This is a genomic window from Mycobacterium sp. SMC-16, assembly GCF_046250085.1.
Classification (GTDB): Bacteria; Actinomycetota; Actinomycetes; order Mycobacteriales; family Mycobacteriaceae; genus Mycobacterium; species Mycobacterium phocaicum.
Map to the genome: position 1 here is coordinate 1,659,806 of NZ_CP176427.1, position 20,048 is coordinate 1,679,853.

Consider the following 20,048-nt stretch of genomic DNA (forward strand, 5'->3'; position numbering starts at 1 on the left):
GGCGGACGTGAACTCCACCCGCCGCGCGAGCACGAGGTCCGGGAACACTATTGAGTTGTCAAGGTGCACAGCAGGTTTGAGTACGTATCTGCGGTGGTTATGCGGCCGCGTCGAGTCGCATGGTGCGGCGGTTGTAGGCGGGGATGGGTTTTCGCTGCGGGTCGACGGTGGCGGGTGGGATGAGCCAGGGATGCTTGTCCAGGCCCATGACGACGTCCCAGCCGTCGTGGTGCACGTTGGCGTGGCAGGCCGGGCAGAGTAGGCACCCGTTGCCCAGGCTGGTTTCGCCGTGGTGGGTCCAGTGCACGATGTGATGGGCGTGGGTGCGCCCTGGGGGTGCGCCGCATTTGATGCAGCATTGATCCCGGTGGTAGAGCGCTTTGCGTAGATGCGGCGGGAACAGCCGTTTCTCCCGCCCCATGTCCAGGGGTACGTGTTCGCCGTCGACGATGATCGTGGTGACGGTGGTGTCGCAGGTGAGCCGGTCCAGGGTCATGGTGCTGATCGACCCGATGAATTCCAGCGTGGCCAGGTCCGGGGTGTCGGCGGGCACGGTCACCAGCAGCTGGGTTCGCGGCGCGCCGGCGGTGTCGCCGCCGCGGGCGGCGATGTCCAACACCGCCTCCAGCGCATCAGCCCGGCGCCTGCCTGCCGGCCGAACGTCGGGGGTTCCGTCGGGTTCGGGTCGTGGTGCTGAGTGTTCTTCCATCGCGGCGATGTATTTGGCGCCGACTTCGGCGTCCAGGTCCGCGCGGACCTGGACCCGCCCGTCGGAGGTGACGCGGTGGTCGACGGTGTTGACCGACCGGTCTTCGGCCGCGGGCAGCCCGCCTTCGGCGGCGGCGTGCCGGTTGCCCAGCCGGCGGGCTCGGTTGCCGATGTCGGCGGGGGTGGCGCCGGAGAAGAACTGCCCCAGTAGGTCGGCCAACTGGACGAAGCGAGCCTCCTCGTCGACTGGTCCGGGTGCGCGGGCGTGGATGTGGTTGATGCCCTTGATGATCGCGTCGACATGCTCGCCGGAGATCGCGCCGTCGCCGGCATGGGCGGCGAGCGTGGGCAGCATCGGTAGCGCGGCACCGACCCGGGTCAGCCGTTCGGCGACCGAGGGTGCACACCCCAGCGACATCAGGAGTTCGCGCGGCGACCGCCCCTGCGCCGCCGCCACCCCGCAGCGGTCCAGTACCCCGGCGAGCGTCGCTGCGAGATGATCGACCAGATTGCGTAACGTCAGCGCACCCCGCATCGCGACCAGCGCGTTGTCCCCGGCCAGGTCGTCGGGGACAACGATGTCCCGAACGATATCGATGCTGGTGCTGAGCTCCCCGGTGATCCCCATGCCCAATTGTATCGAACAAACGTTCGAACCGCAACGGGTTTTGCGGCTGTATCAGGAAAATCTGTGGCAGTTCTGGTCGTGCTGGATGAGTGCCGATGAGCCATCGATGCTCGTGTCCGTCTGGGTCTGTGCCGTGTGCGCTGCGTCCCCGAAAGGTCTTCTCCGCGCGGGTATTACAGCTTAGATACAGGGGAGATGTGCCAGCTGCGTAGGTGAGCGCCAAATGCGCTCAACTCGCGGCGAGCGCGTGCCAGCACCGGATGTCGGCGACCTGGACGAGTGACGCAATCTTGCCCGGCCTTCGGCCCAGAACGCGCCGATCAGCACGCCGCTACGGTCAGTGTTTGCGGACGACGTGCTCGGATTCGCCGGGCTTCCACACCGTGATGTCGAGGTGTCCGTCGTCCACCTCGACCGCAGACGCCCCGACCAGATCGGCGCGATAGCAGTGTTCGAACTCCTGGCCGCGGATGTCGAAGCCGGTCTGTTCGTACAGCGCCTCGGCGAACCGTCGATGCAGGGCCGTGTCCTGCACGTCCTCGACGACGCCCCATAACTTCGCATCGCCATCGCCGACGTGCGTGTCGACGGTCGCGGTGTGCAGGCAGAAACGTGGATCGCGGGCGAGGTCATTGAACTTCGTGGTGTTGGGCATACCCGAGATCCACAACTCGTCTTCGAAGAACCGCGGTTCCATGGGGCTGATCCGGGGAAACCCGTCCGAGCGCAAAGTGCCCAGCATGCACAGGTTTCCGGTGGCGGTATGTCGGCGGACAAAGGTGGTTGCGATTCGCGGTGCGGCGCCCGCGAACTCTTTCCAACTGGTCATGTTGCCGACGGTAGTCCCGGTCAGTCGGGGATGGTCGCGTATGCCCGGACGGGAAAGGTACCGAAACCTTCGACCCGCGGCGGAACAGCGGTGAAGCGGGCGCCGCGGGCGGGCAGTGCGGCCAGGTTGGTCAAGTGCTCGACGACGTGAATTCCGTTGCCCAACAGCGCGGTATGGATGGGCCGTCGACCCGCTGCTGCCGGACTGGCGTCGTCGATGTTCACCGAGTCGATACCGACAAGCGCGACCCCGCGGCTCACCAGGAGCTCGGTCGCGGCCTCGGACAGGAATGGTGCGTCGTCGCCGTAGGCCTCGGTGCCGAAGTGCCGGTCCCAGCCGGTGTCGATCAGCACCGCACTGCCGGCTTCGATGTCATCGGGCAGCTCGTCGGCAACGACGGCGCGCGCCGCAACCTCCCGACGGTGGACGACGATCGTCGGCAGGTCCACCAAGGTGTTCAAGTCGAGGCCGGCCAGGTCGGCACCGTTCTCGTAGCGGTGAAACGGGGAGTCGATGTAGGTGCCCGTGTTGCCGACCATCGTGATGGCGCCGATCGCGAACTCGGTGCCGGCGGCGTAGACGTCGCGCGACGCCTCGCGGGTGAGGTGGTCGCTGATCGTGGGCGCCGGCAGTCCGGGGTAGGTCACCAGCCCCGCGCGGATGGTGTGAGACAGATCGACGAGCATCGCGACTCCGTTCTGATTGCCTGCGGCTGAGTCACGAACTCTAACCGTCAGCCGGCGGCCAGCGCGTCGTGCCACGGCTTGGTGTCGGTGATCTGGGTCAGCGACGCGATCTTCCCGTCGCGGACGGTGATGTCGTGCGCGAACGCGGCCGCATAGTGACGCCCGGTGGTCCGGCACCGACCGCGGTAGTAACCGAGGACGATGACGCGGTTTTCGCCGGCGATGACGTATTCGTCAGGGTGCGGCGCTATTTCGTAGTACTTGGACGCGCCGCCCCAGACGTCGCGCAGCATCTGTTCGGGGCTGTGCACGATGCCGCCGAGGCCGAATGGCATGCCCTCGCTGACCCGGCCGGTGAAGTCGGGATGCAGCAGTGTTGCCAACGCGGATCGGTCGTGCGAGGCGAAGGCGGCATAGAGCCGGTTGGCGACGTCCAAGGGCTTGGGGCTGTCGGGTGTGGTCATGGGCGGTCCTCCCGTTCGTATTTTATTAGAGATACATCTCTAATAAAGTAGTAGAGCATACTCTCTAGATCATGGGTAGACCGCCGCAGCACCGGGCCGACGATTTCCTGGACGCGGCCGCGCGCTTGTTCGTCACCGGGGGAGCGCGAGCGCTGACGATGAATGCGGTGGCGCGTGCGGTCGGCGCCCCCAGCGGGTCGATCTACCATCGCTTTCCCGACCGGGCCGCGTTGCTGGCCGCCTTGTGGTTGCGCACCACGACGGGCTTTCAGAGCGGCTACCTGGAAGCCCTCGGTGAACAACCCACGGCAGATAGCGCGGTCGGAGCGGCCGTGTGGCTGGTCGACTGGTGCCGCGGCCACCTGCCGGAGGCAGTCGTGCTGCAGGCCGGGGCCCGCGCATTCGAACCAGACGACTGGAGCGAGGCGAGCCGTACGGAATTGTCTGCCGCCGAAGGCGATTCGCGCCGGCGCCTCGAGAGTGCGGTCCGGAGCCTCGCGAAGCAGACCGGGCGGCCCGACGATCAGATCGCCTTCGCCCTCCTGGACCTGCCGCTGGCCGCGGTGCGGCGACACCTCTTGGCGGGTGAGGCGCCGCCCAAGCGGGTCACCACGCTCGTCAAGAGCATGGTGGGCCTCGTCTTGGGCGTGCCGGCCGACTAGGGGTCCGTCAGATGTGGGCCATTGACTCCGCGTTCGTGCTGGCCGCCGGTGTCACCCGATCGAGCAACGGCCCCGCCAGTTTCTCGACCAGATCGAACGAGAAAGGCTGTGTCATACGGCGATTGATACCGGGAGCGAGGCGGTGCATCACGTAGCCGAGCCAGGCCTCGGCCCGCACCGGTACCACCGCGAGGTCGTAGCTAACGGCGCGCACGACGGCCCGCGCCACGAGGTCGGGGCTCATCGGCGCGAACGGCAGCATCTCGGCGAACTCCTGCAGCTGCCTGGTGAGGCGCTGCGCCTGCGCGACGAGCGCGGGATCCACGCCGACGGTCACCGCGCGGTCACCGATGTTCGTGTTGATCACCCCGGGGCAGATGGCGCTGACTCCGATGCCGTACGGCTTGAGCTCCAGGCGCAGGCATTCGCTGAGCATCTTGACCCCGGCCTTGGACACCGAATACGGCGCCATGACCGGCGTCGGCGTGAAGGCCGCCGCCGAGGCGATGTTGACGATATGACCGCCCCGCCCGCGCTCTGCCATCTGCGCACCGAACACCCGGCAGCCGTGCACCACACCCATCAGATTGACGCTGAGCTGCTTGTCCCAATCCGCCGCCGAGAGTTCGAGGAACGGACCGCTGACGAGGATGCCGGCGTTGTTGACGACGACGTCGGGCACGCCATGGTCGGCACGCACTTCACGGGCGAAGGACTCCCAGGCGTCCGGGTCGGTGACGTCCAACCGGGCGGCCGACGCGCGGCGGCCGGCGCCCTTGATCATGGCGGCGGTCGCGTCTGCCGAGTCGAGGTCGATGTCGGAGACCACTACGTGCGCAACGCGTTTGGCGAAGCGGATCGCGGTGGCGCGCCCGATGCCGCTGCCGCCGCCGGTGACGACCACGAGTTGTGGGTCCAGGTTGTTGATCTTCATCCGGCTTCCTTCGAGGTGGCTACCACGTGGTGGACATCGGCGCTGCCGGTCCCGTACCGATAGACGTCGAGGTCGTAATGGCGGTTCTGCCAGTACATCTCGCCGTGCGTCGTCGGCCGGAACGGCGAATCGCCTTGGTAATCGATGTAATACGTGTTGGACCCGGCGCAGGTCGGCGTGAACAGGACGTTGCGCTTCTGGCGCGCCAAGCAGTGTTGGAAATAGGCGTCGTGGACCTCGCGGCGGATCTCGACTTCCCGGGCGCCGCGGCGCTTGGCCTCGGCGATCGCGCGACTCAGATGTGCTGCCGTGGCCTCGATCATCCACAGATACGACCCGAGCACGAATGCGTACGGGCCCGTGATCATGAACATGTTCGGGAACCCGGGTACGGACACGCCCTGATAGGCCTGGAAGCGGTTGACCGCCCAGAACTCCGCGGCGTCGAGCCCGTCACGGCCGATGACGGGGAAGGGTGGTACCGAATCCCGTTCCCACAGTTTGAATCCGGTCGCGCAGATGACGACGTCGACCTCGTGCTCGACGCCATCAGCCGTCACCACACCGGTCTCGGTGATGCGCTCGATTGAGTCGGTCACCAGGCTGACGTCACTGCGGTTGAACGTCTTCAGATAGTCGTTGGACATCGACGGGCGCTTGCACCCCAGCCCGTAGCGGGGAATCAGTTTCTCCCTGACCGCCGGGTCCGTGATCTGGCTGCGCATCCACGCCCGCACCGGCGTCTCGACGAGCTTGCGCGTGGCCTCGACCAGCCAGCTCGGCCCGGTGAGCATGCCGCCCATCCCGATCTCGGTCGCCACGGTCCCGACGGCGCGTAGCGCCGACCGCACCTGGCCGATCTCCAGCACCGCACGGGTGACACCGTGAATCGTGCTGTCCGGCTTGGGAAACACCCAGATCGGCGTGCGCTGAAAGACGGTGAGGTGCGCCACCTCGTCGACGATCGCCGGCACCAGCTGCAGCGACGTCGCGCCCGTGCCGATCACCGCCACCCGCTTGCCGGCCAGCTCGACGTCGTGATCCCACAGCGCGGTGTGCATGAGTGCGCCGCCGAAATCCTGCAGCCCCGGTATGTCGGGCAGCTTGGGCCGCTCGAGCCCGCCGACCGCCATCACGACATGGCGGCCGGTGATCTCGGCGCCACCATCGATCGTCAAGCGCCACATGCTGTTCCGCTCGTCGAACGTCGCTCCGGTCACGGTCGTGTTCAGCCGCAGCTTGTCGCGCAGGCCGTACTTGTCCACCATGTCGTCGGCGTAGTCCCGCAACTCGTTGCCGGGCGCGAAGACCCGCGACCACCCGCCGCGTTGCTCGTAGGAGAAGCTGTAGATGACCGACGGGATGTCCACTGCCACACCCGGATAGGTGTTGGCATGCCAGGTGCCGCCGACGTGGTCCCACTTGTCGAGGACGACGAAGTCGTGAATGCCCTTGCGCTGGAGGGCGATACCGGCACCGATGCCACCGAATCCGGCGCCGACGATCACCACCTCATGATCGGGTGCCTGTCGTTCCGCCGTCGGTGCCGGCACGGGTCTCGTACTCGCGGTCATGTCGGTGCCCCGCTACCGGACGTAGCCGACGAGTTCGCCGCCGGCGCCGAACAAGTCGTGTTGCCAGCGGGCGAGGAGTTCCTCGGTCGGCACGTCGTCGGGGTGGAAACCCGGGCGCAGGTACTCGGCGATCTCGCCGAGGAAGCCGCGCAGCAGAGGACCGCGGAACACCCCGTAGGTTTGGCGGAGCGCCGTGATGGGTCGCGGCCATACCGTCGGGTCCAGCAGAATCGACAACGCCACCGCGGCGGTGACGACGGGGATGGTAAGGAAGTACATGAACCACATGACCGCGATGCGGGTGCGCTCGGAACCGCCCACCGACCGGTAGACGTCGAAGGCGACGGACTTGTGCTCCAGTTCCTCCATGGCGTGCCAGTTCAGCAGACGCCAGACCTCGGGATCGCCTGGGATCGCCTGGATTTCGTCGTTGGACAGCACCCGTGCGCCGAGCACCGCGGTGTAGTGCTCGGCGGCGGCGGTCATCGCCAGGTGCACCTTGGCGGGGATCAGTTTCTCGATGCGGAGCACCACCTTCTGGCGCACGCTCGTCGGGGCGAACAACAGGAACCGCACGAGGGGATAGCCCATGTCGGCGAGCTGCGTGTTCAACTTGCGGTGTTCCTGGCCGTGCACGGACTCCTGGCCGATGAATCCCGCGACGCGCTTCTTGAGCACCGGGTCGGTGATCTGGTCGGAGAAGCGGCGAACCGACCGGATGAACGACTCCTCGCCGGGCGGGAAGGAACCGGACAACACCGCCACCAGGTGGCTGAACACGATGTCGCCCTCGACGAAATGCCGGTGCAGCGGTTCGGGTTCCCCGAATTGGAACCGCATCCGCCGGACCTTGGGCAGAGCGGCCGTATGCGCGGTGATGGGGTCAGCACTCATGATCGATTCCTTCCGTCGTGGCGGCTATCTGAGGTGGTCGACGAGGATGCCGTCGGCGCCGAAGAGGGTGTCGCGCCACTGCTGGGCCAGGGCGTTGGTGTCGACGTCGTCCGGATGGAATCCGGGACGCAGGTACACCGCGAGATCGGGTACCAGGCCCTTGAATATCGGCCCGGTGAACAGGTCGTACGTCTCGCGGGCCAGGCGGACGGGCCGGCGCCGCGCCACCGGATCAGACCCGACCGAGACGGCCAGGGACACAAGGGTCACCGGCAGGAGCAGGGTGCACGCCGCCACCATGACGCCGATGCGGGTGCGCTCGGTGCCACCGACTGCGCGGTACACGTCGAAGGCGACGGACTTGTGCTCGAGTTCTTCCAGCGCATGCCAACTGAGCAGATGCCACACCTCGGGATCGGCCGGGATCGATTGCAGTTCGTCGCTCGACAGCACCCGCTCGGCCAACACCGCGGTGTAGTGCTCGGCGGCGGCCGTCAGCGCCAGGTGCACATGAGCGGGTAATCGGTCTTCAAGCCGAATCCGCTTGTCCTTGAAGGATTCTGAGTCCCACCACGCGATGGGGTAGCCCATCGCGATCAGCTTCTCGTTGAGGTGCCGATGTTCCTGCCCATGCATCGACTCCTGGCCGATGAAGCCGGCGACCCGCCTCTTGAGGTCGGGATCGGTGATCCGGTCGGCGAATCGGCGGACCGATCGGATGAAGCCTTCCTCGCCGGGCGGGAATGCACCCGACAGACCGGCGACGAAGTGGCTGAACACCATGTCGCCGGCGACGAAGTACTTTCGGCCGGCTTCTTCGTTGAAGCGGAAGCGGATTCGCCGGGTCCGGGGATAGACCGCCCGGGAGTTCCGCACTGACGTGTGTTGCGTACTGCGTACGGCCATGCCGCCCGCCTTTCCTCGAACATTCAGTAACTAGTACCGCGAGTTCTAGTAGTTCGAAGTTACGACGGCATGCGCCATTGCGCAAGGATTTTGGATAATGACGTTTTCTGAGCGGCGGATGCGTTCAGAAGGACCGGCGATTCAGTCGGCGGTGCCGAACAACGCCATCTGCTCGTCGGGCGCGATGACGACACCGCGGGCAGCGGCCGCCGCCGACACCGCGCCCCAGATCACCGGGGTCAGCTGTGCGATGAGTTCGTCTTTGTCGATCGTCGGCTCGTTGAGCCAGCGCAGCACGCCGAGTGCCACGGCGCCGAGGATGGCGTCCGCCGTGTATTCCAGGTGATCGGCGTCGCCGCCGTGGGCGCGCACCATGGCCGCGAGGACTTCGGTCATCGCGGTGGACAGGTTGCGACCGTTGTCGAGCAGCTTGGTCCGGGAATGGTCGTCGCTGAAATGCGAACCGACGACGAACCGGAAGAGATTGGGCCGCTCGGCCACCAGCTCTACGTAGCCGGTGAGCGCGGAACTCACGAGCTCCAGCGCTGTCGCCGTGACGTGGAAGCACGGCATGACGCGCTGCACGATCAGCTCCTGCATGCGCTCACCGACCGCGGCGAACAGGGTCTCCTTGTCGGTGAAGAAGCGATATAGCTTCGGCCGCGGCACGCCGGCGGTCTTCACGACGTCGTCGATCGACAGGTCGGGCCCGTATTCGTCGATGGCCTGCAGCGTCGCCTCGATCAGATCGGCCTTGACCGTCGCGCGGTGCGCCCGCCAGCGGTCGGCCCGCGCGTCACCCGTCGGTGCGGACATCCGCACCGCGACACGGGTGGCATCCACGGGCATGGGCTAATCGTAAGTCAGCCAGAGGGCCGTGTCGGGTGACATTCGCCCGTCGGGCAGTGGCCCACTGGCGAGGACCACCCGGCCGGCCGGCACGTCGACCGTCGTGCTGCCCGCATTCAGCAGGCAGACGAGCCCGTCCTCGCACTGGAATGCCAGCAGCCCCGGCGCGGTCGGTAGCCACCGCACCGAACGGCCCAAAACTGTTCGGCCCCGGCGCAATTCGATGGCACGACGGAAGAGCGACAGTGTCGACTCCGGGTCCGCGGACTGTGCGGCGACGGTCAACGGCCCCCAGTCGTCGGGCATGGGGAGCCAGGTCTGCGTGGTCGACGAGAATCCGTACGGCGCGGCGTCGCCGGACCACGGCAGTGGCACCCGGCAGCCGTCGCGACCCCGTTCGGTGTGGCCGGACCGCTCCCAGACCGGGTCCTGCAGGACGTTGTCGGGCAGCTCGACGTTGGGCAGTCCGAGTTCCTCGCCGTTGTAGACGAACACCGCCCCTGGCAGCGCCAGCATCACCAGCGCCATCGCCCGCGCGCGTGAAAGGCCCTGTGCGCCACCGCCGTAACGACTGACCTCGCGTTCGACGTCATGGTTGGACAGCGTCCAGGTGGGTGGTGAGTCGGCCAGTACGGCCGCGGCCAGGGAATTCTCGATCGCCTCGCGGACGGCGGGCGCGGTGAAATCGGCTCGCACCAAACGGAAATTGAAGCCCAGGTGGAGTTCGTCGGGCCGAAGGTACTTGGCGAAGTCCTCGTTGTCGAACACCCAGACCTCGCCGACGGTGGCCGCCTCGGGGTAGTCGTCGAGCACCGTCCGGATGCCGCGGTGAATGGCGTGCACACCGTCGTTGTTGAACCGCGGGTCGTCGACCCGCGTGGCCAGCATGACGCCTTCGGGGTCGGCCATGTCGGGCAGGTCGGCCGGTTTCGCCATCCCGTGCGCCACGTCGATCCGGAATCCGGCGACGCCGCGGTCCAGCCAGAACCGCAGTGTCCGGTCCAGATCCGCGGCGATCTCCGGGTTGTCCCAATTCAGGTCCGGCTGAGCGGCGTCGAAAAGGTGCAGGTACCACTGGCCGGGCCTGCCGTCGGGTTCGGTGACCCGGGTCCACGCGGGCCCGCCGAACACCGACGTCCAATTGTTGGGTGGCAGCGCGCCGTCCGGCCCGCGTCCGTCCCGGAACAGATAACGGGCGCGTTCGGGGCTCCCCGCGCCCGCGGCCAGGGCCGCCCGGAACCACGGATGCGCCGAGCTGGTGTGGTTCGGGACCAGGTCCATGGTGACCTTGATGCCCGCCGCGTCGGCGGCGGCGAGCAACCGATCGAGCGCCGCCATGCCGCCGAACAGGGGATCGACGTCCCGCGGGTCGGCGACGTCGTACCCGTGATCGACCATGGGGGAGACCATCACCGGGTTGAGCCACAGCGCGTCGACGCCGAGTGCGCGCAGATGGTCCAGGTGCGCGGTGACGCCGTCGAGATCGCCGACGCCGTCACCGTCGCTGTCGGCGAACGAGCGCGGGTAGAGCTGATAGAAGACCGCGCGTGACCACCACCGCGGATCTGTCATCAGAACGCCGAGTTGACCATGTGCTGGGCGGCCATGTCGAAGTAGTCGAGCAGTGCCTGCCGGTGTGCGTCGTCGATGGTGTCGGGACCGATCGACGCGAGCGCGCTGTGCATGCACCGCAGCCAGGCGTCGCGCTCGAGGTAGCCGATCCGGAACGGGGCGTGCCGCATCCGCAGCCGGGGGTGGCCGCGTTCCTGGCCGTAGGTGCGGGGGCCGCCCCAGTACTGCTCGAGGAACATCCGCAGCCGGTGCTCGGCGCCGTCGAGGTCGTCCTCCGGGTACAGCGGGCGCAGGACCTCGTCGTCGCGGACCAGTTGGTAGAACCGCGACACCAGGAGTTGGAAGGTCTCCGCTCCACCGACTTCGTCGTAGAACGACCGCTGCGCCTCTGTCACGGTCGCCATTGTCCACGAGGCCGCTCGGGCGCGTGCCACGCGGGAGTCGTCACGTGAAGTTCATCGGATGGTCCAGCTAACACGCCGGGAATTCTCGTGCGATCTGCGCCGATCCGTGGTGGACTGTCACCACGGAGGACGTATGTCGCAACGGAGGAAGGTCCGCGGCCACAGACTTCACGGCGCCGCGGCGGGCTTGCCTGTGTCAAGCCCGGCACTGTCATCACCCCTGCATGCAGTCGAATCGAGTTCCGCAGAGGGATCTGTCGGCTCGCTCTGGGGCCGCCGCCGCGTCCTGCTGCTGAATTCGACCTACGAACCGTTGACCGCGCTGCCCATGCGGCGCGCCGTGATCATGGTGCTGTGCGGCAAGGCCGATGTGGTGCACGACGACCCCACCGGTCCGGTCATACACTCGGCGACCCGCGCGGTCGCCGTCCCGTCGGTCATCCGGCTGCGTAGTTATGTGCGGGTCCCTTACCGGGCCCGCATTCCTATGACGCGGGCCGCGCTGATGCACCGGGACCGGTTCCGCTGCGCGTACTGCGGCGGCAAGGCCGACACCGTCGACCACGTCGTGCCGCGCAGCCGCGGTGGCGAGCACTCCTGGGAGAACTGCGTCGCGGCGTGTGGTCCGTGCAACCACCGCAAGGCCGACCGGCTGCTGACCGAACTCGGCTGGACGCTGCACGCGGTGCCGCTGCCGCCCAAAGGCCAGCATTGGCGGCTGCTTTCGGCGGTCAAAGAGCTCGATCCGGCCTGGGTGCGGTACCTCGGCGAAGGCGCCGCCTGACATCCACGTGCGGATTGCCCCTGTCCTCAGCGTGAGCGGTGTGCGTACTGATACGGTTTGCGCGTGAGCATTGCACTTACTCATTCGCTGCTCGGTGGGGTGCCGCTGGCGCTGCTGCTGGTGCTTGGCGCGCTGTTCCTGCTGCGCAAGAGCCCGCACCCGGACACCTACAAAATGACCGACAAGTGGACCCACGCGCCGATCCTGTGGGCGGCCGAGGAACCGGCGGATCACGGCCACGGTGGCCATGACTCGCACCTGACTGTGGGAGGTGGCGCAAGTGGCAAGTGGTAGCCAGACCGAGGTCGCAAACATCGATCCGGCCAACCTGCCGTACGGCTACGCCGTCACGTACAGCGGCCGCATCTCCGGCGTCACCGAACCCGGTGAGCTGTCGGTGCACTACCCGTTCCCGGTCAAGGACCTGGTGTTCCTCGACGACGCCCTGAAGTACGGCTCGCGCGCCGCCGGCGCCCGCTTCGCCGTCTACATCGGCGACCTGGGTGCGGACACCGCCGCCACCGCGCGCGAGGTGCTGGCCACCGTGCCGACGCCGAACAACGCGGTGCTGCTGGCCGTTTCGCCGGACCAGAAGGCCATCGAGGTCGTCTACGGCGCCGAGGTCCGCGGCCGCGGTATCGAAGAGGCCGCTCCGCTCGGGGTGTCCGCGGCGGCTGCGTCGTTCAAGCAGGGCAACCTGATGGACGGCCTGATCAGCGCGGTCCGCGTGCTGAGCGCCGGCGTCTCGCCCGCCTGATTTCCTTCACCCTGCCGGGTGTGAACCACTGGTTCGCACCCGGCAGAGTGCTATCCGGGGTTCGGTTGACGCTGCGCTGAGGGTGTTGTCCACCCGCGCGCATGCGCCGGGACAGCAGATCAGCGTGGTTCAGCGAGCGGCGGGATAGCGCTTGCGCAGCCGGGCCTCATAGCCGGGCTGCAGCGCGGTGCGGCTGATGTCGCCGTCATAGTGCGCCAGAACGCGGGCATCCATCACCCGACGCCACAACGGCGGGCAGATGGCCAGCAGCAGCATGGTGCCGTAACCGCCCGGCAGCTGCGGCGCCTCGCCGGCGTGGCACAGGGCCTGGTACCTACGCATCGGGTTGGCGTGGTGATCGGAGTGCCGCTGGAGGTGGAACAGGAAGACGTTGGCGATGACGGTGTTGCTGTTCCAGCTGTGACCGGCGCGCACCCGCTCGTAGCGGCCGTTGGGCATTTTCTGCCGCCGCAGGCCGTAGTGCTCGAGGTAGTTGACGGTCTCCAGCAGGAAGATGCCGATCACGGCCTGGCCGAACAGCCACGGCACGACAACGGGTCCGAACCACACCGCCAGGATGATGAACAGCACGACGCTCAGCAGCCAGGCGTTGAGGACCTCGTTGTGCAGCGACCACTTGGACTTGTGGACGCGGGCGAGGCGGTCGCATTCGAGCTTCCACGCCGAGCGCAGGCTGCCGACGACGGACCGGCCGATGAAGGCGTACAAGCTCTCGCCGAGGCGCGAACTGGCCGGATCCTCCGGCGTTGCGACCCGCACGTGGTGGCCGCGGTTGTGCTCGACGAAGAAGTGGCCGTAGCAGGTCTGTGCCAGGGCGATCTTGGAGAGCCGGCGCTCGGACATGCCGCGCTTGTGGCCCAGTTCGTGGGCGGCGTTGATGGCGATACCGCCGACCGTCCCGACCGCGGCCATCAGGCCGAGCTTGTCGGCCAACGACATGGTCACCCAGCCGCCGCCGGCCCACAGCCAGCAAGCGAAGATCAGCGACAGATACTGTGCCGGCAGGAAGAGATGCGTGGCGATGCGGTAGAACGGGTCGTCTTCGAGGCTGCGGAGGTCGCCGGGAGCCTTCTCGGCCTCGGGGCCGAAGATGTGGTCGAGCAGGGGGACGAGCCCGAACGTCAGCAGCGACCCGGTCCACCAGAACGCGTCGACGCCGGTGAGCCAGACCAGCAGCCACGACAGGCCGACCATTCCGGGGGTGATGGGGCCCAGCAGCCACACGTAGCGTTTGGGATCGCGCCATTTCGACTTGGTGGCGGGGGTGTCCGGTGCCTCGGGCGCGTGAGGTTGCGATGCCTCCTGGCCCGCGCGCAATGCCGACAACACCCCGTATTCGTACCCGCATTCGGCCGTTTGCGCAAATACAAGTCGGTAGCCAGAGCCACTTCCTGTCCGTTTTCTCATCGTTATCCAGCAAATTGTTTGAGTCGTCAGCGCGCGGGGGTATTCGCTACTGTTGCCCGACCTCGGTCCCCGCTGTCGGGCAGCTGTCGACGGTTCGGCGCCGTTGCCATCAAACTTGCAGGTAGAGTGCCATACACGGATATGGGTGATGTACGACATACCGGGCGTCGTGCGGGTCGGACGACGCGGTCGCAGTCGGATCCCGCACAGCGGCGGAAACTCCGCGGCATCGTGTAATTTTTGAGATGAATCCGTTATTCGGAGGCCGGCAGGCGACTGGCTTCGGGTTAGCTGGACGGTAAGGCGGAAGGACGATCTTGGCAGTGATGCACGGCCGGCATCGACACATCCGGTGCTGGGGCGCGGCCGCGGCAGGTCACCGATGAGCCCGATCAGCCGGCGCCAGTTCCTCGGCGGTGCGGCGGTGGTGGGCGTCGCGGGCGCGGCGGGTATCGGGGCGCTCGTCGAAAGATCCCGCGACCGTACCGAGGCTCGGAAGCATTTCTCGGCCATCGTGATCGGTAGCGGCTACGGCGGGGGAGTCTCCGCGTTGCGGCTGGGACAGGCCGGTGTCGAGACATTGGTCATCGAACAGGGCCGGCTCTGGGACAAACCCGACGACGACGGCAAGCGGTTCTCCAAGATGCTGCCTGCCGACACCCGCGCGGGCTGGTTCACCAAGATTCCGCCGAGTCTGGTCACCTCCTTCGGCGGCTTCACCGTCGAGCAGGTCGCAGAGCACGCGCCGTCGCCGCAGCCGGTCCAGGCCGGCATCTGCCAGAAGGTGACACACGGCGCGCACGACGTCTTCCGCGGCCTGGCCGTCGGTGGCGGCTCGATGATCAACGCGGGCATAGCGGCCATCCCGACGCAGCGTCAGGTCGCCAAGGCGTTCCCCGACATCGGCGCCGACGAGTTCCTGCGCACCTATGTCGAACGCGCCAAGTCGTCGCTGAAGATCAGTTATCGCGACATGGCCTGGTTCGAGCAGACCCCGTGCTTCCAGTACGCGCGCGCCGGCCGCAAGTACGCGGCGGCGGCCGGCTACAAGGTCGACTACAACGGCAGCTCCTACTCGTTCGACTACCTGGTGAAGGAGGCGGCAGGCCAGGTGCCGCAATCGTCGCTGGCGTTCGAGCAGCAGTTCGGCAACAACTACGGCCGGTTCGGCAGCGTCGACCAGACGTACATCGCCGACGCGCTCAAGACGGGCCACGTCACGCTGCGGCCGCTGACCGAGGTCATCTCGATCCGGCAGGAGCGGTCGGGTGAGTTCGTGGTGTCCACCCGCGAGATCGACCGCTGGGGCAAAGAGCTGTCCAAGACCGAATTCGGTTGTGACCAGCTGTATCTGGCGGCCGGTGTGCTCGGCACCACCAAGCTTCTGCTGAAGGCGCGGGAGACCGGCGACCTGGCCCGGCTCAACGATCAGATCGGCAAGGGGTACGGCAACAACGGCGACCTGATGGTCGGGCACAACCTGGCCAAGAGCGATCCGGCCGGCACCACGCAATCCCTGATGGGCATGATCAACATCGACGGCCGCGACGACCCGGACAACCCGGTGTACGCCAGCATGTTCTCCATGCCGCTGCCGGTGGAGACCTATCTGCTGGGGTACTACGTCATGGTCGACACCGGGGACCGGGCCGACATCACCTACGACCGTCAGTCCGACACCGCGACGATCCAGTGGACCGACGCCTTCGCCGCCAACAACGAGGCCAGGGCGAGGCTGGTCTTCGACAAGATCCTGAGGGCCAACAAGGTCGACTACCGCAACGATCTGTTCAGTGGAAAAGTGTTCGCGCCCAACACCGTTCATCCCCTGGGCGGATGCGTGCGAGGCAAGGCCACCGACGCGTTCGGGCGGGTGAACGGCCACCGCAACCTGTTCGTCAACGACGCGTCTCTGATGCCCGGACACCTCGGCTGCAATCCGTTCATGACCATCACCGCGCTCGCCGAGCGCAACATCGAAGGCATCCTGCAGGGCCGCACCTAGCCGACCATCGCCAGGTGCGGCCGCCGCAGTCGCGTCAGCTCACGTCGAAGGCGCGGGCCCGCAGCGAACGCTCCACTCCCGCACGGCCTTCCAGAACCAGACGGCGCAGCGCCGGCGGGATCTCCGGATCGGACAGGAACCGGTCGGCGGCATCGAGCCCGGCCTGGCTGATGTCCCACGACGGGTACAGGCCGATGACCACGGTCTGAGCCACCTCACTCGACCGCCGCTCCCACACCCCGGAGATCGCCTCGAAGTAGCGGTCCCGGAACGGGTCCAGCAGCTCGGTCTGCCCGGGCTGAACGAAGCCACCGACGATGGCGCGGGTGGTGATGTTCGCCAGGGCGTCGTCCTCGATGACCCGTTGCCACGCAGCCTCTTTCACCGCTGCCTGCGGGCGGGCAGCGCCCGCGGCGGCGGCGCTGCGCTGGCCGGCTGCCGTCGGATCCTGCTGGGCCTCGGCGTCGATGAACGGCGTCGGCCCGCCGTCGGCGTCGATGACGCCGGCACGTGCCAGCGCCGTGACGATGCGCCAGCGCAGATCGGTGTCGATCACCAGACCGGTCATGTTCACCGCGGCGGGCTCGTTGTCCAACAGTGTCGACAGCACCGCGATGTGGTTCGGCGCCAGCACCGACGTGCACAGCGCGTTGATGAACGCCAGCTGGTGGTCCGATCCCGGCGACGAGTCCCGGGCCAGGTCGAGCAGTGCGTCACCGAAAGCGGGCCAACCGATCTCGGCTGCCCACGCCGGATCGGCGTACGAGGTCAGCGCGGTCTGCGCCTGCAGCACCAGCCGCTGCGCTACGCCCACCTCGGACTCGGCGTGCAGCCCGCTCATCACGAGGGCGACGAAGTCGCGGGCCTTCATCTCGGCCTCGCGCGTCATCTCCCACGCCGCCGACCACGCCAGCGTGCGGGGCAGCGGGTCGTCGATGTCGGCGATGCGGCTGAGCACCGTCTGCAGCGACGCGGGATCGAGCCGCATCGAGCAGTAGGTCAGGTCGTCGTCGTTGACCAGGACCAGCTTGCCGCGCGAAATCCCGACCAGCGCAGGAACATCCGTCACCGGGCCCTCGACGTCGAGTTCCTCGCGGTGTACCCGGACCAGCTTGCCGGAGCCGTCGTCGTCGTAGATGCCGACCGCGAGCCGGTGCACGCGCGTCTCTCCGGCGCCCGGTGTCGCACCGCTCTGGTCGATGGCGAATCGAGTGAATGCACCGGCACCGTCGACGTCGAAATCGGCGCGCAGCGTGTTCAGGCCGGTGGTCTTCAGCCACTGCTGGCCCCAGTCGGACAGATCCCGGCCCGACGACTTCTCCAGCGCGCCAAGCAGATCCGCGAACGTGGCGTTGTCGTACGCGTGATCGCGGAAGTAGTCGCGCAGGCCCGACAGGAACGGCTCCAGCCCGACGTAGGCCACCAGCTGCTTGAGCACGCTGGCGCCCTTGGCGTAGGTGATGCCGTCGAAGTTGACCTCGACGGCCGCCAGGTCGGGGATGTCGGCTGCCACCGGGTGGGTGGACGGCAGCTGGTCCTGCCGGTAGGCCCAGGACTTCTCCACATTCGCGAAGGTGGTCCAGGCCTGCTTGTACTCGGTGGCCTCGGCCTGGCACAGCACCGAGGCGAAGGTCGCGAAGGACTCGTTGAGCCACAGGTCATCCCACCACTGCATGGTGACGAGGTCGCCGAACCACATGTGGGCCATCTCGTGCAGCACCGTCTCGGCGCGCCGCTCGTACGAGTAGCGCGTGACCTTGGACCGGAACACGTAGTCCTCCAGGAACGTCACCGCGCCGGCGTTCTCCATGGCACCCGCGTTGAACTCCGGCACGAACAGCTGGTCGTACTTGCCGAACGCGTACGGCGTGCCGAAGTTCTTGTGGTAGAAGGAGAATCCCTGCTTGGTCTCGGTGAACAGCCGCTCGGCGTCCATGAACTCGGCCAGCGACGCGCGGCAGAAGATGCCCAGCGGAATTTCCCCGTGCTCGTCGGTGTAGACATCGTCCCACCGCGCGTACGGCCCGGCGATCAACGCGGCCAGGTACGTGCTCATCTTCGGGGTGGTGGCGAAGGTGTGCTTGCCATCTCCGGTGGCCGTGCCGGCGCCGTTCGAGATCACCTGCCAGTGCGCGGGCGCCGTCACCGTCACGTCGAAGGTCGCCTTGAGGTCGGGCTGGTCGAAGCAGGCGAACATCCGCTTGGCGTCGGCGGTTTCGAACTGTGAGTAGAGGTAGACCTCGCCGTCGACCGGGTCGACGAAGCGGTGCAGCCCCTCGCCGGTGTTGGAGTAGCGGCAGTCCGCGTCGACCACGACCACGTTCTGCTCGGCGAGCCCGGCCAGCGGTACGCCCGTCGATTCGTCGTACGCGGAGACGTCGATGGGCAGCCCGTTGAGGGTCGCGCTGCGGATGGTGTCGGCGGCGATGTCGATGACGGTGTTGGCGCCGGGCAGGGCGCTGAACGTCACCATGGTGACGGAGCGGAAGGTGCGCTCGCCGGGTGCGCCGGCACCGTCGGTGAGGTCGAGATCGATGCGGTAGTTGTCAACGGTCACCAGCGCGGCGCGCTCGGCGGCCTGGTCGCGGGTCAGGTTCGGAAGTGCCACGTCACCAACTTAGGGGACAACTGGTTGCCGTGACCGGGAACATAGGGACGCCGGGCATAGTTGTTGGCAACGGGATCTGTACCGACCGCAAAAGGAAGAACTAATGGCCGACTCTGCCGTCACGAATGACGCCGCCACCAAAGACTCTGCCGTGAGCAAGGACGTCGCGGGATTCTGGTTCGACCCACTGTGCCCGTGGGCCTGGATCACCTCACGCTGGATCCTCGAGGTCGCACAGGTCCGCGACGTCGACGTGCAGTTCCACGTCATGAGCCTGGCGGTGCTGAACGAGGGCCGCGATCTCCCCGAGCAGTACCAGGAGATGATGAAGAAGGCCTGGGGCCCGGTCCGCGTCGCGATCGCGGCGGAGGAAGCCGTCGGCTCTGAGGTACTGGCGCCGCTGTACACGGCGATGGGCACCCGGATTCACAATCAGGGCAACAAGGATTTCGCCGTGGTCATCGCCGAGTCGCTCGAAGAACTCGGCCTGCCGGCCGAGCTCGCGGAGGCAGCCACCAGCGACAAGTTCGACGACGCGTTGCGCAAGAGCCACCATGCCGGCATGGACGCGGTCGGTCCCGATGTCGGCACGCCGACCATCCACGTCAACGGCGTGGCATTCTTCGGGCCGGTGCTGTCACGCATCCCGCGCGGTGAAGAGGCCGGCAAGCTGTGGGATGCATCCGTGATATTCGCGTCCTACCCGCATTTCTGGGAACTCAAGCGGTCCCGCAGCGAAGCTCCCGAGTTCGACTGAGCGCTATTTGCACAACTCACTGATCCGGACACTCGAGTCCTGAGCATCGTTGAGGAGTGCGGTCATCGCTGCATCGTTGTTGGGTATGCCTGACAGTTGCTTCATGCCGATGTCCTGCAAATCGATGGCGAAGTTGCGGACGACTTTTGACAGGTCGTCCGGGGTGGCCGCCGTCAACTGGGCTTGCAGGTAGGTACCGCCGCCGAGTGCGGCCATTCTGGCGTTCGCCGCGACGGCGGTACGTGCGACCGGGTCGGGTCCGAGATTGGCGTTCGACTGCAGTCCGACCGCGTTGCGAACGGTGTGGAACGCGGCGCACACCTGCGTCTTGTCACCGCTACGACCGGGGACCGGGGCGGGTTGCGCGGCCGACGTGGCTGAAGCGGGTGAAGCGGGGACAGATGCGGCCGGCGGGTTGATCAGCGCCCAGCCGGCGAGCCCCGCAGCGCCTACTGCCACCAACAGCGCGAGCGGCGCGATCCACCCCGTGCGGGACTGCGTACCGGCGACCATCGTGGATGCCGTCGAGCGCTCCGATGCCGACGTGGTTTCGGAGCTTGATTCTGGCGTCATGGGTCAGTTGTCGCTTTCATGTCGGA

General features: G+C 67.1%; 20 protein-coding genes. 6 read left to right on the forward strand and 14 right to left on the reverse strand.

Going from position 1 to position 20,048, the window contains the following annotated elements:
* Positions 1 to 97 precede the first annotated feature (97 nt).
* From ACJEIK_RS08070 to ACJEIK_RS08085, 4 genes are all read right to left on the reverse strand, one after another.
* The gene (locus tag ACJEIK_RS08070; RefSeq protein ID WP_409431308.1) at positions 98 to 1,336 is read right to left on the reverse strand and encodes a DUF222 domain-containing protein; all 1,239 of its coding nucleotides are present in this window, start codon (positions 1,334 to 1,336) and stop codon (positions 98 to 100) included.
* Positions 1,337 to 1,673: 337 nt separating this feature from the next.
* Positions 1,674 to 2,165, reverse strand: coding sequence for a pyridoxamine 5'-phosphate oxidase family protein (locus ACJEIK_RS08075; protein ID WP_135356540.1), 492 nt, complete (start codon positions 2,163 to 2,165; stop codon positions 1,674 to 1,676).
* Positions 2,166 to 2,185: 20 nt separating this feature from the next.
* Positions 2,186 to 2,851, reverse strand: coding sequence for a cyclase family protein (locus ACJEIK_RS08080; RefSeq protein ID WP_064860151.1), 666 nt, complete (start codon positions 2,849 to 2,851; stop codon positions 2,186 to 2,188).
* Positions 2,852 to 2,898: 47 nt separating this feature from the next.
* Complete coding sequence (locus ACJEIK_RS08085) at positions 2,899 to 3,315, reverse strand: nuclear transport factor 2 family protein (protein ID WP_061005394.1); 417 nt, start codon at positions 3,313 to 3,315, stop codon at positions 2,899 to 2,901.
* Positions 3,316 to 3,386: 71 nt separating this feature from the next.
* Between ACJEIK_RS08085 and ACJEIK_RS08090 the strand changes: the two genes are divergently transcribed.
* On the forward strand, positions 3,387 to 3,977 hold the full coding sequence (locus ACJEIK_RS08090) for a TetR/AcrR family transcriptional regulator (RefSeq protein ID WP_061005396.1): 591 nt from the start codon (positions 3,387 to 3,389) through the stop codon (positions 3,975 to 3,977).
* Positions 3,978 to 3,984: 7 nt separating this feature from the next.
* Here the strand turns inward: ACJEIK_RS08090 and ACJEIK_RS08095 are convergent, their stop codons facing one another.
* The 7 genes from ACJEIK_RS08095 to ACJEIK_RS08125 form a co-directional block, all read right to left on the reverse strand.
* The gene (locus tag ACJEIK_RS08095) at positions 3,985 to 4,911 is read right to left on the reverse strand and encodes an SDR family NAD(P)-dependent oxidoreductase (protein WP_064860154.1); all 927 of its coding nucleotides are present in this window, start codon (positions 4,909 to 4,911) and stop codon (positions 3,985 to 3,987) included.
* Positions 4,908 to 6,485 carry a flavin-containing monooxygenase gene (locus tag ACJEIK_RS08100; RefSeq protein ID WP_064860155.1) on the reverse strand — a complete coding sequence of 526 codons (1,578 nt, stop codon included), beginning with the start codon at positions 6,483 to 6,485 and terminating at the stop codon, positions 4,908 to 4,910. Before ACJEIK_RS08100 ends, ACJEIK_RS08095 begins: the two co-directional genes overlap by 4 nt.
* Before the next feature lie 12 nt (positions 6,486 to 6,497).
* Positions 6,498 to 7,379 carry a metal-dependent hydrolase gene (locus tag ACJEIK_RS08105; protein WP_409431309.1) on the reverse strand — a complete coding sequence of 294 codons (882 nt, stop codon included), beginning with the start codon at positions 7,377 to 7,379 and terminating at the stop codon, positions 6,498 to 6,500.
* 24 nt (positions 7,380 to 7,403) lie between these two features.
* Positions 7,404 to 8,285: a metal-dependent hydrolase gene (locus tag ACJEIK_RS08110; protein WP_409431310.1), complete on the reverse strand. Its 882-nt coding sequence runs from the start codon at positions 8,283 to 8,285 to the stop codon at positions 7,404 to 7,406.
* A gap of 141 nt (positions 8,286 to 8,426) precedes the next feature.
* Positions 8,427 to 9,134, reverse strand: coding sequence for a TetR/AcrR family transcriptional regulator (locus tag ACJEIK_RS08115; protein WP_064860157.1), 708 nt, complete (start codon positions 9,132 to 9,134; stop codon positions 8,427 to 8,429).
* A gap of 3 nt (positions 9,135 to 9,137) precedes the next feature.
* Entirely contained in the window at positions 9,138 to 10,706 is a 1,569-nt protein-coding gene (locus ACJEIK_RS08120; protein WP_064860158.1) for an alpha-amylase family glycosyl hydrolase, read from the reverse strand.
* Positions 10,706 to 11,110 (reverse strand): globin, encoded by a 405-nt coding sequence (locus ACJEIK_RS08125; RefSeq protein WP_061005413.1) that lies wholly within the window; start codon positions 11,108 to 11,110, stop codon positions 10,706 to 10,708. Before ACJEIK_RS08125 ends, ACJEIK_RS08120 begins: the two co-directional genes overlap by 1 nt.
* A 133-nt stretch (positions 11,111 to 11,243) precedes the next feature.
* Here ACJEIK_RS08125 and ACJEIK_RS08130 point away from each other — a divergent pair, with 133 nt between their 5' ends.
* From ACJEIK_RS08130 to ACJEIK_RS08140, 3 genes are all read left to right on the forward strand, one after another.
* Positions 11,244 to 11,894: an HNH endonuclease gene (locus ACJEIK_RS08130; protein ID WP_064860159.1), complete on the forward strand. Its 651-nt coding sequence runs from the start codon at positions 11,244 to 11,246 to the stop codon at positions 11,892 to 11,894.
* Between the two features lie 63 nt (positions 11,895 to 11,957).
* Entirely contained in the window at positions 11,958 to 12,188 is a 231-nt protein-coding gene (locus tag ACJEIK_RS08135; RefSeq protein ID WP_029105398.1) for a hypothetical protein, read from the forward strand.
* Positions 12,175 to 12,651: a DUF5130 domain-containing protein gene (locus tag ACJEIK_RS08140; protein WP_061005416.1), complete on the forward strand. Its 477-nt coding sequence runs from the start codon at positions 12,175 to 12,177 to the stop codon at positions 12,649 to 12,651. Before ACJEIK_RS08135 ends, ACJEIK_RS08140 begins: the two co-directional genes overlap by 14 nt.
* Before the next feature lie 129 nt (positions 12,652 to 12,780).
* Here ACJEIK_RS08140 and ACJEIK_RS08145 read toward each other — a convergent pair whose 3' ends face one another.
* Positions 12,781 to 14,001, reverse strand: a complete 1,221-nt coding sequence (locus tag ACJEIK_RS08145; RefSeq protein ID WP_064860160.1) for an alkane 1-monooxygenase — start codon at positions 13,999 to 14,001, stop codon at positions 12,781 to 12,783.
* Between the two features lie 460 nt (positions 14,002 to 14,461).
* On the opposite strand from ACJEIK_RS08145, the gene ACJEIK_RS08150 reads away from it, so the two are divergent.
* Positions 14,462 to 16,084 (forward strand): GMC oxidoreductase, encoded by a 1,623-nt coding sequence (locus ACJEIK_RS08150; RefSeq protein WP_409431311.1) that lies wholly within the window; start codon positions 14,462 to 14,464, stop codon positions 16,082 to 16,084.
* A gap of 34 nt (positions 16,085 to 16,118) precedes the next feature.
* On the opposite strand, the gene pepN is transcribed toward ACJEIK_RS08150, so the two are convergent.
* Positions 16,119 to 18,692 carry an aminopeptidase N gene (gene pepN / locus ACJEIK_RS08155; protein ID WP_409431312.1) on the reverse strand — a complete coding sequence of 858 codons (2,574 nt, stop codon included), beginning with the start codon at positions 18,690 to 18,692 and terminating at the stop codon, positions 16,119 to 16,121.
* A 103-nt stretch (positions 18,693 to 18,795) separates the two neighbouring features.
* On the opposite strand from pepN, the gene ACJEIK_RS08160 reads away from it, so the two are divergent.
* Entirely contained in the window at positions 18,796 to 19,449 is a 654-nt protein-coding gene (locus ACJEIK_RS08160; protein ID WP_409431313.1) for a DsbA family protein, read from the forward strand.
* Between the two features lie 3 nt (positions 19,450 to 19,452).
* Here ACJEIK_RS08160 and ACJEIK_RS08165 read toward each other — a convergent pair whose 3' ends face one another.
* Positions 19,453 to 20,022 (reverse strand): hypothetical protein, encoded by a 570-nt coding sequence (locus ACJEIK_RS08165; protein ID WP_409431314.1) that lies wholly within the window; start codon positions 20,020 to 20,022, stop codon positions 19,453 to 19,455.
* Positions 20,023 to 20,048 lie beyond the last annotated feature (26 nt).